The organism is Bradyrhizobium sp. 191 (genome assembly GCF_023100985.1).
GTDB classification, from domain to species: domain Bacteria; phylum Pseudomonadota; class Alphaproteobacteria; order Rhizobiales; family Xanthobacteraceae; genus Bradyrhizobium; species Bradyrhizobium diversitatis.
Map to the genome: position 1 here is coordinate 6,862,597 of NZ_CP064692.1, position 14,307 is coordinate 6,876,903.

Annotated in this window: 13 protein-coding genes; 11 read left to right on the plus strand and 2 right to left on the minus strand. The window is 62.6% G+C overall.

What is annotated here, in order from left to right; all coding sequences use genetic code 11:
* The first annotated feature begins 58 nt into the window (after window positions 1–58).
* The 8 genes from IVB23_RS32170 (at window position 59) to IVB23_RS32205 (ending at window position 7,796) form a co-directional block, all read left to right on the plus strand.
* Window positions 59–274 (plus strand): hypothetical protein, encoded by a 216-nt coding sequence (locus IVB23_RS32170; RefSeq protein WP_247801236.1) that lies wholly within the window; start codon window positions 59–61, stop codon window positions 272–274.
* On the plus strand, window positions 271–1,662 hold the full coding sequence (locus IVB23_RS32175; RefSeq protein ID WP_247801237.1) for an AMP-binding protein: 1,392 nt from the start codon (window positions 271–273) through the stop codon (window positions 1,660–1,662). The genes IVB23_RS32170 and IVB23_RS32175 overlap by 4 nt, the downstream gene beginning before the upstream one ends.
* A gap of 18 nt (window positions 1,663–1,680) precedes the next feature.
* Window positions 1,681–2,418, plus strand: coding sequence for an SDR family oxidoreductase (locus IVB23_RS32180; protein ID WP_061883620.1), 738 nt, complete (start codon window positions 1,681–1,683; stop codon window positions 2,416–2,418).
* Window positions 2,419–2,432: 14 nt separating this feature from the next.
* A complete protein-coding gene (locus tag IVB23_RS32185) occupies window positions 2,433–3,614 on the plus strand; it encodes an acyl-CoA dehydrogenase family protein (protein WP_061883619.1) in 1,182 nt (393 codons plus the stop codon).
* 23 nt (window positions 3,615–3,637) lie between these two features.
* The gene (locus tag IVB23_RS32190; RefSeq protein ID WP_247801238.1) at window positions 3,638–4,774 is read left to right on the plus strand and encodes an acyl-CoA dehydrogenase family protein; all 1,137 of its coding nucleotides are present in this window, start codon (window positions 3,638–3,640) and stop codon (window positions 4,772–4,774) included.
* A gap of 14 nt (window positions 4,775–4,788) precedes the next feature.
* A complete protein-coding gene (locus IVB23_RS32195; protein WP_247801239.1) occupies window positions 4,789–5,976 on the plus strand; it encodes an acetyl-CoA C-acyltransferase in 1,188 nt (395 codons plus the stop codon).
* A 22-nt stretch (window positions 5,977–5,998) separates the two neighbouring features.
* Window positions 5,999–7,012, plus strand: coding sequence for a nitronate monooxygenase family protein (locus IVB23_RS32200; protein WP_247801240.1), 1,014 nt, complete (start codon window positions 5,999–6,001; stop codon window positions 7,010–7,012).
* Between the two features lie 127 nt (window positions 7,013–7,139).
* On the plus strand, window positions 7,140–7,796 hold the full coding sequence (locus IVB23_RS32205) for a flavin reductase family protein (RefSeq protein WP_247801241.1): 657 nt from the start codon (window positions 7,140–7,142) through the stop codon (window positions 7,794–7,796).
* 118 nt (window positions 7,797–7,914) lie between these two features.
* Here IVB23_RS32205 and IVB23_RS32210 read toward each other — a convergent pair whose 3' ends face one another.
* Together IVB23_RS32210 and IVB23_RS32215 are read right to left on the minus strand one after the other, a co-directional pair.
* On the minus strand, window positions 7,915–9,117 hold the full coding sequence (locus IVB23_RS32210; RefSeq protein WP_247801242.1) for a multidrug effflux MFS transporter: 1,203 nt from the start codon (window positions 9,115–9,117) through the stop codon (window positions 7,915–7,917).
* Window positions 9,118–9,213: 96 nt separating this feature from the next.
* Complete coding sequence (locus IVB23_RS32215; RefSeq protein ID WP_247801243.1) at window positions 9,214–10,410, minus strand: acetyl-CoA C-acyltransferase; 1,197 nt, start codon at window positions 10,408–10,410, stop codon at window positions 9,214–9,216.
* A 161-nt stretch (window positions 10,411–10,571) separates the two neighbouring features.
* Between IVB23_RS32215 and IVB23_RS32220 the strand changes: the two genes are divergently transcribed.
* Genes IVB23_RS32220 through IVB23_RS32230 form a run of 3 tightly spaced genes read left to right on the plus strand, consistent with a single transcriptional unit; the run spans window position 10,572 to window position 14,253 of the window.
* Window positions 10,572–11,195, plus strand: coding sequence for a TetR/AcrR family transcriptional regulator (locus tag IVB23_RS32220; RefSeq protein WP_247801244.1), 624 nt, complete (start codon window positions 10,572–10,574; stop codon window positions 11,193–11,195).
* A gap of 14 nt (window positions 11,196–11,209) precedes the next feature.
* Entirely contained in the window at window positions 11,210–13,531 is a 2,322-nt protein-coding gene (locus IVB23_RS32225; RefSeq protein ID WP_247801245.1) for a molybdopterin-dependent oxidoreductase, read from the plus strand.
* Window positions 13,532–13,548: 17 nt separating this feature from the next.
* Window positions 13,549–14,253, plus strand: coding sequence for an SDR family NAD(P)-dependent oxidoreductase (locus IVB23_RS32230; RefSeq protein WP_247801246.1), 705 nt, complete (start codon window positions 13,549–13,551; stop codon window positions 14,251–14,253).
* The last annotated feature ends 54 nt before the right edge of the window (window positions 14,254–14,307 follow it).

The following is a 14,307-nucleotide window of genomic DNA, read 5'->3' on the forward strand; positions in this document are numbered from 1 at the left end:
AAGTAGAAACCAATTGTGCCGTATTGCAACGTCGGCATGGTCGGTCGGGAGGTCAGTCGTGGCGGAGCTTTCAGAGACGATCAGTGTAGACGAGATTGCTGTCGGCTTGCCGAGCCGAATCCATGAAGTCACGGCAGGGCCGGTTGCCAGGGCACCCGGCCGGGTTGCGCTGGTCGAGGACGGGGCTTCCTGGAGCTATCGAGATCTGGAGCAGCGCGTTGGCGACATCGCCACCATGCTCTCATCGCTGGGATCAGGGCCGGCGATCGGATGATTATTGTCAGCGAGAACTGTATTGCACTTGCCGCTTTGCTGCTGGCGGCGAGCCGGCTCGACGCCTGGGCGATTGTCGCCAACCCGCGCTTGTCGGCGCGCGAACTGGACCAGATCCGCGATCATAGCGGCGCCCGACGGATGTTCTTCACGTCCGGCATTTCGAAGGAGGCCGCTGCTCATGCCTCCCGCTACGGCGCCGACAATCGGCGAATTGGCCCGCTGCCGGAAATTGGTGTTGGCCCGCTCAACGAAAGCGCGACCGTCCGGCCGGTGGAGACCGATCCAGCAAAGCAGGTCGCGGTTTTGATCTACACGTCAGGGACGACGGGGACTCCCAAGGGCGTGATGCTCTCGCATGACAACCTGCTGATCAGTGCAAAGACCACCGCGTATTTCCGCAGGATGAACGAGAAGGACAAAATCTATCTTGTGTTGCCGATCTCGCATATCGTCGGCATTTCGCTCCTGATCATGACGCTGATGGTCGGCGGTACGGTGCGGATGGTCAGCAAATACGATCCGGCGGCGACCGCAAAGGCGATCGCGGAGGAGGGCGTCACCATCCTCAATGGCGTGCCTGCCACCTATCAGCGCCTGCTGGAGTACAAGAGCGTATCAGGCGTGGAACAGCTCGCCCGAGGCTCGTTGCGCTTGATTGCCGTCGCCGGCGCGCCGCTGGATTTGAACCTGAAGTTGCGTGTGGAAAAAGAGTTCGGTCTTCCGTTGCTCAACGGCTACGGGATCACCGAATGCTCGCCGGGAATATCAGGCGTACGTTTCGATAGGCCACGCTCGGATCAGGCTGTTGGCACGCTGCTGCCTGGCGTGGAAGCGCGGGTGCGAACCATCGAAGGATTTCCGACTGTATCGGGTGAAGTCGGCGAGCTGCATGTTCGCGGGCGCAACGTGATGCTGGGCTACTATCGTGCCCCGGAGCTTACCGCGAAGGTGATTGACAGCGAGGGCTGGTTCAATACCGGCGATCTCGCGCGTTTCGACGGCGAGTGTCTGTACATTGTCGGCCGCACCAAGGAAATGATCATCCGTTCCGGCTTCAACGTCTATCCCGCGGAGGTCGAAGCGGTCCTCAGTTCACACCAGGACGTCGTGCAATCCGCCGTGGTCGGTCGTGCCGCAGACGGCAATGAGGAGATCGTCGCCTTTGTGCAATTGCTGCCGGGATCTCGCACGACGCCCGAGGTCCTGATGAGCTTTGTCCGGTCTCAGCTTACTTCTTACAAGCGGCCGTCCGAAATTGTCATACTTGATGCCTTGCCGGCGACCTCGACCGGAAAGATACTCAAGCACAAGCTCGCGGAGTCCTTGCGCGAAGGTCGCGCAATCTCTCCTGTGCAGGCGCCCGAATTTCGCAGGCAACAGATCTAACTTTACTGGGAGGACATCTTGCAAAAGAGAAACGCAACCGCGGCCGTGATAGGCGCGGGTGACTTCATCGGCGGCGAGATCGCCAAGAAATTCGCAGCAGAAGGCTTCACGGTCTTCGCCGGCCGCCGTAACGGCGACAAGCTGGCTCCGCTCGTCAGGGATATCGAGGCTGCCGGCGGAGAGATCCACGCCCGTTCGCTCGATGCTCGCAAGGAAGACGAGATCGTCTCCTTTCTCAACGATGCAGACAGGCATGCGCCGCTGGAAGTCTGCATCTTCAACATCGGAGCGAACGTCAATTTCCCGATTCTTGAAACCACAGAACGCGTCTTCCGCAAGGTCTGGGAGATGGCCTGCTATTCCGGCTTCCTGGCCGGTCGCGAGGCCGCCCGCCTCATGCTGCCGCGCGGGGGTGGTAACATCTTCTTCACTGGTGCGACCGCCTCGCTCCGCGGTGGCAGCGGTTATGCAGCTTTCGCAAGCGCCAAGTTCGGCCTTCGTGCGGTCGCGCAAGCCATGGCCCGCGAGCTTGGCCCGAAAAATATTCACGTCGCGCATCTGATCATCGATTCCGGCGTGGATACCGAGTGGGTTCGGCAACGGCGGCTGGAGGCTCTCGGGCCCACCGCGCTGGATGATCCGGACGCCTTGATGCCTCCGTCCTCCGTCGCAACATCCTATTGGCAGCTCTACGAGCAGCCGAAAAGCGCGTGGACGTTCGAGATGGAGATCCGCCCCTTCGGCGAGAAGTGGTAGCGGAGCCTGCCACGATGGAGCTCAAGCTTTCCCCCGAGGATGCCGCGTTTCGCGACGAGGTGCGCACTTTCATTGCTGAGAACTATCCGCCGGAAATGCGCGTTCCCAATCCGGAGACCGACCTGACCAAGGAGCAGTCGCTGCTCTGGCACCGGATCCTCCACAAGAAGGGTTGGATCGCGCCGCTCTGGCCGAAGGAGTACGGCGGCCCGGGCTGGTCCGTCACGCAGCGCTTCATCTTCGAGCAGGAAACCTCTCGCGCCGGCACGCTGCCGCCGCTCGCCTTCAGCGTCACCATGGTCGGGCCGGTGATCTACACGTTCGGCAACGAGGCGCAGAAGAAGAAGTTTCTGCCGCGGATTCTGTCCGGCGAGGATTGGTGGTGCCAGGGTTATTCGGAGCCGGGCTCAGGGTCGGATCTCGCAACCGTCAGAACCAAGGCGGTGCGTGACGGCGACCACTACATCGTCAACGGTCACAAGACCTGGACCACGCTGGCGCAGCACGCCGACTGGATCTTCTGCCTCGTGCGCACCGATCCGAGCGCGAAGCCGCAATCCGGCATCTCCTTCCTGCTCATCGACATGAAGTCGCCCGGCGTCACGGTGCGGCCGATCATCACGATCGACGGCAGCCATGAGGTCAACGACATCTTCCTCGAAAACGTCCGCGTGCCCGTCGAGAATCTGGTCGGCGAGGAGAACAAGGGTTGGACCTACGCCAAGTTCCTGCTCGGTAACGAGCGCACCAGCATGGCCGGCATTGGCCGGTCCACCCGCTATATCAACAAGCTGAAGCAGATCGTGAAGGCCGAGATCCCGGCCGACGACCCCGCGCATCTCGAGTTCCTGCGTGACATCGCCCGCATCGAGCTCGACGTGCTGGCGCTGGAGGCGACGGAGCTGCGTGTCGTCGCCCAGATGGCGCGCGGCATAGATCCGGGACCTGCGGCCTCACTGTTCAAGATTCGCGGCACCGAGATATTTCAGAATATTACCGAGCTTACCCACCGCGCGATCGGCAACTACGGGCTTGCCATCCGCGAGCATCCGGTGAGCGCCAACCGCTTCATGCCCGGCCCCGACTACGGCCATACCGCGTCGGAGAAATATCTGAACGCGCGCAAGCTCAGCATCTACGGCGGATCCAACGAGATCCAGCGCAATATCATCGCCAAAGCCGTGCTCGGGCTCTAGCCACGGCGGATCGGGAGGATCGGATGGATATTCAGTTCACGGAAGAGCAGGAATTGCTGCGATCCAGCGTCCAGCGCCTGTTGCGCGACCAGTACGACTTCGTGGCGCGGCGCAAGATCGTGGCAAGCGAGGAGGGCTTCAGCCGAAGGCAATGGGACGCTTTCGCCGACCTCGGCCTTCTCGCTGCACCGTTCTCCGAGGGCGCTGGCGGTCTCGGCGGCGGTCCGCTGTCGACCATGATCCTGATGCATGAGTTCGGCCGTCACCTCGTGGTCGAGCCGTTCGTCGAGACGGTGGTGCTGGCCGGCGGATTGATCGAGCACGTGGGCACGCCAGAGCAGCAGCAAAGCTTCATTCCTGAGATCATCGACGGCTCGAAAATCTGGACGCTGGCCTGGACGGAGAAGGCATCGCGCTTCGATCTTGCCAATGTCACCACGAGAGCGCGGCGCGAAGGGAGCGACTACGTCCTGACAGGCGCAAAGACCGTGGTGATCGCAGCGCCTTGGGCGGACTATCTGATCGTCTCGGCCCGGACCTCCGGCGATGACCGTGAACGCAGCGGCGTCAGCCTGTTCGTGGTCGATCGGCGCGCGACCGGCGTCGATCTCCAGAGCTTCAAGACCGTAGACGGCCGCCGGGCTGCTGAAGTCAGCCTGCGCGATGTCCGCGGCCAATTGCTGGGCGTGGAAGGCGAGGGCGTTGCCGCGCTGGAAGCCTGCCGCGACCGCGCCATCGGCGCGCTCTGCGCGGAAGCCGTCGGCGCCATCGGCGAGCTGAACTCGGCGACGCTGGAATATTCCAAGACGCGCAAGCAGTTCGGCACCACGATCGGCTCGTTCCAGGTGTTGCAGCATCGCATGGTCGACATGTTCATCGCCCATCAGGAGGCGCTCTCCCTGATGCAGCATCTCAGCCTCAGCCTCAGCCTCAGCGACGGCGATGCCGGCCTGTCGCGGCTCGCCTCCGGTGCCAAGTCGAAGATCGGCTATGCGGGCAAGTTCGTCGCCGACCAGGCGGTGCAGCTTCACGGCGGCATGGGAATGACCGACGAGCTCAACGTCGGGCATTATTTTAAGCGAATCTCCTCCATCAACATCCAGTTTGGCGATCCCGCGTTCCATGTGCTGCGTTACGCGCAGCTGGATGCGGCCGCATAAGCAGCGAGGCAGGCATGACCACTGAAGCAGTCATCGTTTCCACCGCCCGAACGGCCGTCGGCAAAGCGTATCGCGGCGCGCTCAACAACACGGACGGCCCCACCATGGCCGGGCACGTGATGGCCGAAGCCGTGAAGCGCGCCGGCATCGCGCCCGGAGAAGTAGAAGACGTGGTCATGGGCTGCGCGATGCAGCAAGGCACCATGGTGATGAACGTGGCGCGCAAGGGCGCGATCCGCGCCGGCCTGCCCATCACGGTGGCCGGCACAACGATCGACCGGCAATGCGCGTCCGGCCTGCAGGCCATCGCGGTCGCCGCGCGCTCGGTGATGCTCGACGGGGTCGAGGTCGCGATCGGCGGAGGCATCGAGTCGATCAGCCTCGTGCAGAACGAGCACATGAACAAGTTTCACGCCGTCGACGACGAGCTGATGGCGATGAAGCCCGAGATGTACATGTCGATGCTCGATACCGCCGAGGTCGTTGCCGAGCGCTACAAGATCGGCCGCGACAAGCAGGACGAATACAGCCTCGAGTGCCAACGCCGCGTCGGGGCCGCGTTGCAGGCGGGCCGCTTCAACGACGAGATCGTGCCGTTCACGACCAGGATGGCGCTGGTCAACAAGGACACCGAGGAGGTCACCTACGAGCAGGTGACGCTCACCAAGGACGAAGGGCCACGCCCCGAAACCACCGCCGAAGGCCTCGCCAAGATTAAGCCGGTGTTCGAGGGCAAGACGATCAGCGCGGGAAATGCCAGCCAGCTCTCGGACGGCGCCTCGGCCTGCGTGATCATGAGCGACAAGATTGCGGCCAGAAAGGGTATCAAGCCGCTTGGCATTTTTCGTGGCTTTGTCGCCGCCGGCGTCGAGCCGGACGAGATGGGTGTCGGCCCGGTCGCCGCGATCCCGCGGCTGCTCAAGCGCCATAACCTCAAGATCGACGACATCGACCTCTGGGAGCTGAATGAGGCTTACGCGGTGCAGGTGATCTACTGCCGCGACAAGCTTGGCATCGACCCGGACAAGCTCAACGTCAACGGCGGCTCGATCGCGATCGGTCATCCCTACGGCATGACGGGAGCGCGGCTTACCGGCCATCTCCTGATTGAGGGCCGGCGGCGCAAGGCGAAGTACGGCGTGGTGACCATGTGCATCGGTGGCGGCATGGGCGCGGCGGGCCTGTTCGAAATCATCCACTGAACGGCAACGCGGGAGATCATTCGTGAAGACAGCGATTACTGAACTGTTCGGCATCGAGCACCCGATCATCCAGGGCGGGATGCACTATGTCGGCTTCGCCGAAATGGCGGCGGCCGTCTCCAACGCCGGCGGGCTCGGCTTGATCACGGGGCTGACGCAGAGAACGCCGGAACTCCTGGCCAAGGAGATCGCTCGCTGCCGCGACATGACGGACAAGCCGTTCGGCGTCAACCTCACGTTCCTGCCGACCTTCAGCGCGCCGCCCTATCCGGAATACATCGCGGCCATCAGGGAGGGCGCCGTCAAGATCGTCGAAACCGCCGGGCGCAGCCCCGAACAGTACATGCCGGCCCTGAAGGCGGGCGGCATCAAGGTGATCCACAAATGCACCTCCGTCCGGCATTCACTGAAGGCCGAGCAGATCGGTTGCGATGCCGTCAGCGTCGACGGCTTCGAGTGCGGCGGCCATCCCGGCGAGGATGACATGCCGAACATGATCCTGTTGCCGCGCGCCGCGGAGGAACTGAAGATCCCGTTCGTTGCCTCGGGCGGCATGGCCGATGCGCGCAGCCTGGTTGCCGCCCTGGCGATGGGCGCTGCGGGCATGAACATGGGCACGCGCTTCATCGCCACCAAGGAAGCGCCGGTGCACGAGAACGTCAAGGAGGCGCTGGTCGCGGCGACGGAACTCGATACCAGGCTCGTGATGCGCGCGCTCCGGAATACAGAGCGAGTCCTGAACAACAAGGGCGTCGAGCAACTGCTCGAGATCGAGCGCGAGAAGGGCAAGAGCCTCAAGATCGAGGACATCCATGACCAGGTGGCGGGCGTCTATCCCAAGGTGATGATCGACGGCGACATGGATGCGGGCGCCTGGAGCTGCGGCATGGTCGTCGGGCTCATTCACGACATTCCAACCGTGAAGGAACTGATCGACCGCATCATGGCGGATGCGGAAAGACTCATTCGGCAGCGCCTGACTGGTTTCCTCGACGGCGCCGGGCAGCGGCCGGCTGCGGCTCGGGCGATGGCTTAGCCGGGGAGAACATACCGCTTCCGGGGGGTCTGACGGAGGCTATGCGCACGCATGGTCATGCGTGCGCCGATCTTTGTTGAAGCTCGACGGGCCAGATAGGCGGCCCTAGGCAGCCTCGGGGGCATTTATGGACCAGGCCGACTTCCACTACTACGAGCCTTCGAAAGGCCACGGGCTCCGGCATAATCCGTTCAATGCGATAATCGCGCCGCGTCCGATTGGGTGGATCTCATCGCGCAATGCAGCCGGTCGATTGAACTTGGCCCCCTACAGCTTTTTCAACGCGTTCCTCTACGATCCTCCGATCATCGGGTTTTCCTCGATTTCGTGGAAAGACACCGTCAAGAACGTCAGCGAGACGCGCGAATTCGTCTGGAATCTGGTCACCATGGATCTCGGCGAGCGCATGAACGTGACAGCGACGCCGCTCGATCACGGCGTGAGCGAGTTCGAAGCGGCCGGATTGACGCCGATACCCGGACGCCACGTTGCTGTGCCGCGGGTGGGCGAGAGCAGGGCCGCAATGGAATGCAAGGTCGTCGACGTCTCTCAACTGGCGAATGCGCGTGGTGAGAAGGTGGAAGGGTGGTTCGTACTTGGCGAGGTCGTCGCGGTTTACATCGACAAGGCATTGATCGAAGACGGTGTCTACAACACGGCACTTGCGCGTCCCATTCTGCGCGCCGGCCGGGGTGGAGATTACCTCGAGGTCAGGACCGAGAACATGTTCGAGATGAAACGCCCACCTGGCAGCAGCAGCAAACCGGAATTCCACGGCACTTGATTGCGCTGGAACAGGCTCAACGGCCGGGCTGGCCAAGCATTTGATCGACAGGCCTGAGCCCGGCTTCGCAAAGCTGATGAGTGACTGAACGGAAGACCCGCGCGGAATCATATGCCCATCAAGATCCCGGGCCTCGTGCGTACAGGCCAAGAGCCAGCAGCGAAAACGAGCTCATCACGACGCCCAACGCGAACATTGCTTCCGGTGACACTGTGGCAGCAAGCCATACGCCGGTCGCGGCGATCATCATCTGCAAGAAACCGAGCAGCGCCGAGGCGGCGCCGGCCTTCTCGCCGAATGGAGACAACGCGCGCGCCGTGGCCAACGGACTGACAACGCCCATGCCGAGGAGATATACGCTCATCGCGCCTAGAAAGGGCAAGAAAGTCGGGCTGATCATCGAGATGAGCAGGATCGCAAGGCTGCTGGCGGCCGTCGCAGACAATCCTGCCCGGATCGGACCATCGAGCCCGTAGCGGGGTGCCAATCTTGTGGCAAGCATACCCGCGGCGAATACGATGAAGACGGTGCCGGCAAAGAAGAGCCCGAGCTGGATCGGCGTGAAGTGCAACGCTTCGATGAATAGGCGCGGCGCAGAGGAAAACATCGAGAACAAGCCGCCCATAGTGAGGCTCGAGGCGGCCGCGGGGGTAGCGAAGCGACGGTCTCCAATCAGACCGGCATAGGTCCTGCCGACGACAACTGGATTGAACGGCGTGCGGATCGAATTGTGGGTTTCGCCAAGAACGATGGCGTAGGCAACGGCGCCGACGGCGGCAAAGGCCGCGACTAGCGCGAATTCGGCGCGCCAGCCCAGGCTATGGTCGAGGGTGCCGCCAAGCAGCGGCGAGAACCCGGGAGCTGCGGACATCACGATCATGATGAGCGCCATCGCGCGTGCCAGTGCCGCGCCACTGAACATGTCGCGGGCGATGGCGCGAGACAGCACTGATGTCGCGCAAGCACCTGTTGCCTGCACGACGCGGCCGATGAGGAGATTGGGCAGGTCAGTTGCCAGACCGCACCAAACGCTGCCGGCGAAGAATACGGCGAACCCGATCAGGACCGGCCAACGTCTTCCGTAGCGATCTGAAAGCGGTCCGACCAGGAGCTGGCCCAACCCGAATACGGCAAGAAAGACGGTGATGGCGGATGTGACCGCCGCAGTCGTGACATTCAAAGAGATCGCAATCTGCGGCAAAGACGGCAGCAGAATGTTGGTCGCGAGTGTTCCCATCGCAGCCAGGACGGAAAGGACGGCGATGGGCAGGGTGCTCGAGGTCGGAATGTCCCGCGGCACGGGATTCGTCAGGTCAGCCATGGGATCTTTCGCGTGCCAGGGACAGGTGGATTAGGGCAGCGAGTGACGCCGTTGGCGCCACTCGCGTTGTCCGTCGTTGTCCGCCCAGCCGTGTTATCAGCGGACGACGCGCTCGATCGCGATGGCGGTAGCTTCGCCGCCGCCGATGCACAGTGACGCGACGCCGCGCTTGAGGTTGCGCGTTTCGAGCGCGTGCAGCAGCGTGACCATCAGTCGCGCGCCGGTCGCGCCAATGGGATGACCTAGCGCGCAGGCGCCGCCGTTGACGTTCAGCTTTTCCCTGGGGATGCCGAGATCCTTCTGTGCCGCCATCGCGACGACGGCAAATGCCTCATTGATCTCGAACAGATCCACGTCGCCAACGCTCCAGCCGACCTTGTCGAGCAACTCGCGAATAGCGGGGATGGGGGCCGTGGTGAACCATTGTGGTTCCTGGCTGTGGGTGGCATGGCCCTTGATCTCGGCGAGCACCGGGAGGCCGTCGCGATCGGCCAGCGCACGTTTCGCCAAGATGAGCGCCGCAGCGCCATCAGCATTGGCGGATGAGGCAGCGGGCGTGATGGTGCCGTTGGCGCGGAATGCAGCTTTCAGCCCGGGGATTTTGGCGGGATCGACTTTGAGCGGATGCTCGTCGTTGGAGATGATCCGAGGCCCGGCCTTCTCGGTCAACGTAATCGGAGCGATCTCCGCCTTGAAGGCGCCGCCTTCAACTGCCTTGCGTGCGCGGGTCAAGGTCTCGATTGCATAGTCGTCCTGGTCCTTGCGGGTGAATTGATAGGCTTCCGCGGTGGCCTCGCCGAAATCGCCCATCGAGCGTCCCGTCTCGTAAGCGTCTTCCAGCCCATCCATCAGCATGTGGTCAATGATGCGGTCGTGGCCGGCGCGATAGCCGCCGCGCGCCTTGGCCAGCAAATAGGGCGCATTGCTCATGCTCTCCATGCCGCCGGACAGAACGATCTCGGCGGAGCCCGCATTGATGATGTCGTGAGCGAGCATGGCGGCCTTCATGCCGGAGCCGCAGACCTTGTTGATGGTGGTGGCGCCGGTGGCATCGGGCAATTTGGCGCCGCGCGCGGCCTGGCGCGCCGGCGCCTGGCCTTGTCCGGCCGGCAGCACGTTGCCCATGAAGACCTCGTCGATCCGCTCGGGTGCCAGCTTGGCCCGTTCCAGAGCTGCTCCAATCACGTGGGAGCCGAGCTTGTGGGCACTGAGTGGCGAGAGCTCGCCCATGAAGCGGCCGAGCGGCGTACGGGCCGCGGAGAGGATGACGACGGGATCGGAAGCGGCGGCCATGGCGAATTCTCCTGTTGATCACTTCGTTATATGACGATAGTCATATAACATGGGCGACATTGCAATGAAATATTGCCGTCGCTTCAAAAGCGCGGTCCAGAAGCGCTGGTGGATGGGATCGGTCGAACAGCCGGTTACCGAGCAGCTTGCACGGAGGGGAGATGCGTTACGTAGGAGACCATAGGCGCCAGACCCACAGCCGGATCGTTGAAAGTGCCTCCTACGGCTTGCGTCAAAACGGAGCCGAAGGACTTAGCGTTGTGGAGTTGATGAAGCTCGCGGGTCTGACGCACGGCGGGTTCTATAACCATTTCGAGTCGCGTGCCGCACTCGTCGGCGAGGCAATCGCGTTTGCAATGGACCAAATGGTCGAGCGATGGAAAAAGCTGGCGAACCGGAGGGCCAGCGGGGATCGTTTCGAGACGCTGATCGCCGATTACCTAAGTTCCCGCCACCGCGACAATCCCAGACAAGGTTGCGCGCTTCCAGCCCTGGCCGCGGATGTCGCCCGATCGAGCCCGAGCGAGCAACGGGCGCTTGCTTCCAAGCTGGAGGAGATGATCGACATCCTGGTCGAAGTGCTTCCGGCCGATAGTCCCCAACAGGCACGCCAAATCGCGACGAGCGCGATTGCGACCATGGTTGGATCGATCGTGCTGTCGCGTGCTGTCGGCGCCGGGAAGCTTTCTGACGATATTCTCGACGCCGGACGGATGACTGTCTGCGGCCGGACTTACAAGCGGCAGCGCAGAACAGCAAAGGCGATGAGCTGCGACAAACCATAATCTGGGAGGTGCCCATGACGGCCGGCAAGTGGCTCAAGACAGCCTGCAACCTATGTTACGTAAATTGCGGCATCGAGGTCTGGGTGAATGAGGGGCGCCTCGAGAAGGTACGAGGCGACCGTTCAAACCCGAAGTCGCAAGGCTATCTGTGCAACAAGGCGGCGCGCATTCCCTACTATGCCCATCACAGGGATCGGCTCACGACCCCGCTGCGTCGTCGCGCCGATGGCGGCTTTGATGAAATCGAGTGGGACGTCGCGATCGCAGAAATCGCGGAGCGGCTTCGAGACGTCGTCGACAGGTATGGCGGCAAGAGTATTGCCCTTTATGGCGGCGGCGGGCAGGGCAACCATGCTGGCGGCGCCTACGCCAGTGGCTTGTTGCGTGCGCTGGGCTCGCGCAGCGTCTTCAACGCCCTTTCGCAGGAGAAAACCGGCGACTTCTGGGTCAATGGCCACATGTTCGGCAGTCAAACCTGCCACACCTCAGAGGACGTCCATCATTGCGATCTCTTGCTTGTCATCGGGGCAAATCCGTGGATCGCGCACGGCTTCCCCAATGCGCGCGACCATCTCAATCAGATCCGCAAGGATCCCGCACGCAAGCTGATCGTCGTCGATCCACGGCGGACCGAAACCGCCGAAATGGCGGACCTGCATCTCGCGGTTCGTCCCGGCGCCGACGCGTTTCTCCTTGGCGCACTGCTGGCAACGCTTGTCCGTTCCGACCGGATCGACCACGCCTTCATTCAGGAGCACACGATCGGTTTCACGGAAGTGAGGCAAGCGCTATTGAACATCCCCGTTGAGGAATGGGCGGCCGCCGCCGATATCTCGATCGCGGAGCTGGAGCGATGCGCGGCTATGATCGCGGCCGCGAAGGCCATGGTGGTTCGGGTTGAGCTCGGCATCCAGCAAGGCGTCAATTCGACTCTCAATTCCTATCTCGAGAAGCTCCTGATCATGCTTTCCGGTAATTTTGGCCGTGAAGGTACCAACCAATTGCATAGCTGGCTTCAGCCGCTCTGGGGAAATTCTCCGAACCAGACATTCGCGCCGACCGGCGACGCCATCATTGGCGGCTTGCTGCCGCCCAACATTTTCCCCGAAACGGTTCTCAAGGACCATCCCGACCGGTTACGCTGCGCCTGGATCGACAGCTCCAATCCAGCCAACACCGCGGCAAACACCGAGGCGGTGGAACGCGCGCTGCAATCGCTCGAATTATGCGTTGTCGTCGACGTTGCGATGACCGAAACCGCACGGCTCGCGCACTATGTTCTTCCAGCGTCCACGCAATACGAGAAGACTGAATTTACCCTATTCAACTTCGAATTTCCGACGAACTATTTTCATGTCCGCGCCGGTGTTCTACGGCCACTTGCCGGCACCTTGCCGGAGCCCGAGATCTACACGCGGCTTGCCGTCGCCCTGGGGCTTCTACCGGGTGACAATGTGCTCGCGCCGCTGCGCGAAATAGCACGGCGCTCGCGACCTGAATTCGCCGCTGCCTTCCGCGGTTTCATCGCGGAAAACCCTGCGGCAGTGCCTGCCCTGGTGCTCTACCATACGCTGGGGCAGACGCTTCCGGACGGTACCGCGGCCGCGGCGCCGATGTGGAGCGCGGCACTGGCTTGCGCGAAGCGGTCGTCGCAAGCGGTGCGGCGGGCGATTGGCGCATCCGAGGAGGTGGCGGACCATCAGCTCGGAGATCTCCTGTTCGACACCATCGTGGGCGCCCGGCAGGGCACGGCGGTTACCCGGCACGAGTATGACGAAGTCTGGTCGTTGATCAGCCATTCCGATCGCAAGGTTCGGCTGGTCGTCCCGCAGATGCTGGAATGGCTCGCCCGTCTCGATCCAGGGGCCGCGGGCGCACCAAAAGAGTTCCCGTTCGTGCTGGCGGCTGGTGGCCGCCGCATGTTCAATGCCAACCAGATATTTCGCGATCCCGCGTGGCGTCGCGACGACCCGGACGGCGCCCTGTTGATCAATTCGAGCGATCTGAGCGAGTTGGGCGCGAAGGATGGTGACTGGATCGCGGTCGAGTCGGCCGTCGGGCGGCTCGTCGTCCGCTGCAAGGTCGATGACGCCATGCGGAACGGCCAATTGGCGCTGCCGCACGGCTACGGTCAGGCATACCCTACATCAGGCGGAGAGCGCCTGATCAACGGGCCGCGCATCAATCTACTCACCGAAAGCGGCAACCGCGATCCCATTGCAGGCACGCCCTACCACAAGAACGTCGCGGTTCGACTGGCCCCGGTGACCGAGCACGAAGCTGCCGCCTATCAGTCGCAATCCGACCGGATTCACAAGAGAGCGGCCGGACAATAGCTCGAAGGGAGCGTCGAATGACCGAGAAACCAATCGCGATCGTGACGGGGGTGGGGCCAGGCACCGGAGCTGCCATCGTCAAGCGCTTCTCTGCTGGGGGATTTCGTATCATCGCGCTTGCTCGCTCTACGGAGCTCATCAATCGCCTTGCGCAAGAGCTTCCCGACGTGCACGCGGTGACCTGCGACGTCTCGGAGGAGGCTCAGGTGCGGACCGCAATCAGTGACGTAAAGCGGCGGTTCGGCCCGTCTGACGTTCTGATCCACAACGCGGTAGGCGGGGGCTGGGGGAATTTTCGCGAGATCGATCCGAAGATGCTGAAGGGCAATTTCGAAGTCAACGTGATGGGCCTGTTGTACCTGTCGCGGGAAGTGGCGCCTGACATGATCGATCGGGGCAAGGGCGCAATCCTGGTGACCGGCAACACGTCTTCGATCCGAGGCAAAGCCAATTTCGCCGGCTTCGCTCCGACGAAGGCGGCGCAGCGCATTTTGGCCGAGTCGATCGCACGCGACTTGGGGCCTCTCGGCGTGCACGTCTCCTACGTTCTCATCGACGCCGTTATCGATACGCCCCGGATGCGTGGGCGGATGAGCGACAAACCGGATGAGTTCTTCATCAAGCCGGCGGCGATCGCCGACGAATTATTGCATCTCTACGGTCAGGATCGCTCGGCCTGGTCGTTCCTCACGGAACTGCGGCCGTTCAACGAAAATTGGTGATGCTCGAAGACGGACACGGCGCGCTGGGTCACTTTGCAGAGCTCTCCCCGGGAC

Bases quoted from the DNA above. Each gene is read 5' to 3' on its own strand.
- IVB23_RS32175 (WP_247801237.1), top strand. From the start codon at position 271: ATGATTATTGTCAGCGAGAACTGTATTGCACTTGCCGCTTTGCTGCTG.
- IVB23_RS32210 (WP_247801242.1), bottom strand. From the start codon at position 9,117: ATGGCTGACCTGACGAATCCCGTGCCGCGGGACATTCCGACCTCGAGC.
- IVB23_RS32225 (WP_247801245.1), top strand. From the start codon at position 11,210: ATGACGGCCGGCAAGTGGCTCAAGACAGCCTGCAACCTATGTTACGTA.
- IVB23_RS32215 (WP_247801243.1), bottom strand. From the start codon at position 10,410: ATGGCCGCCGCTTCCGATCCCGTCGTCATCCTCTCCGCGGCCCGTACG.
- IVB23_RS32230 (WP_247801246.1), top strand. From the start codon at position 13,549: ATGACCGAGAAACCAATCGCGATCGTGACGGGGGTGGGGCCAGGCACC.
- IVB23_RS32220 (WP_247801244.1), top strand. From the start codon at position 10,572: ATGCGTTACGTAGGAGACCATAGGCGCCAGACCCACAGCCGGATCGTT.
- IVB23_RS32185 (WP_061883619.1), top strand. From the start codon at position 2,433: ATGGAGCTCAAGCTTTCCCCCGAGGATGCCGCGTTTCGCGACGAGGTG.
- IVB23_RS32190 (WP_247801238.1), top strand. From the start codon at position 3,638: ATGGATATTCAGTTCACGGAAGAGCAGGAATTGCTGCGATCCAGCGTC.
- IVB23_RS32195 (WP_247801239.1), top strand. From the start codon at position 4,789: ATGACCACTGAAGCAGTCATCGTTTCCACCGCCCGAACGGCCGTCGGC.
- IVB23_RS32205 (WP_247801241.1), top strand. From the start codon at position 7,140: ATGGACCAGGCCGACTTCCACTACTACGAGCCTTCGAAAGGCCACGGG.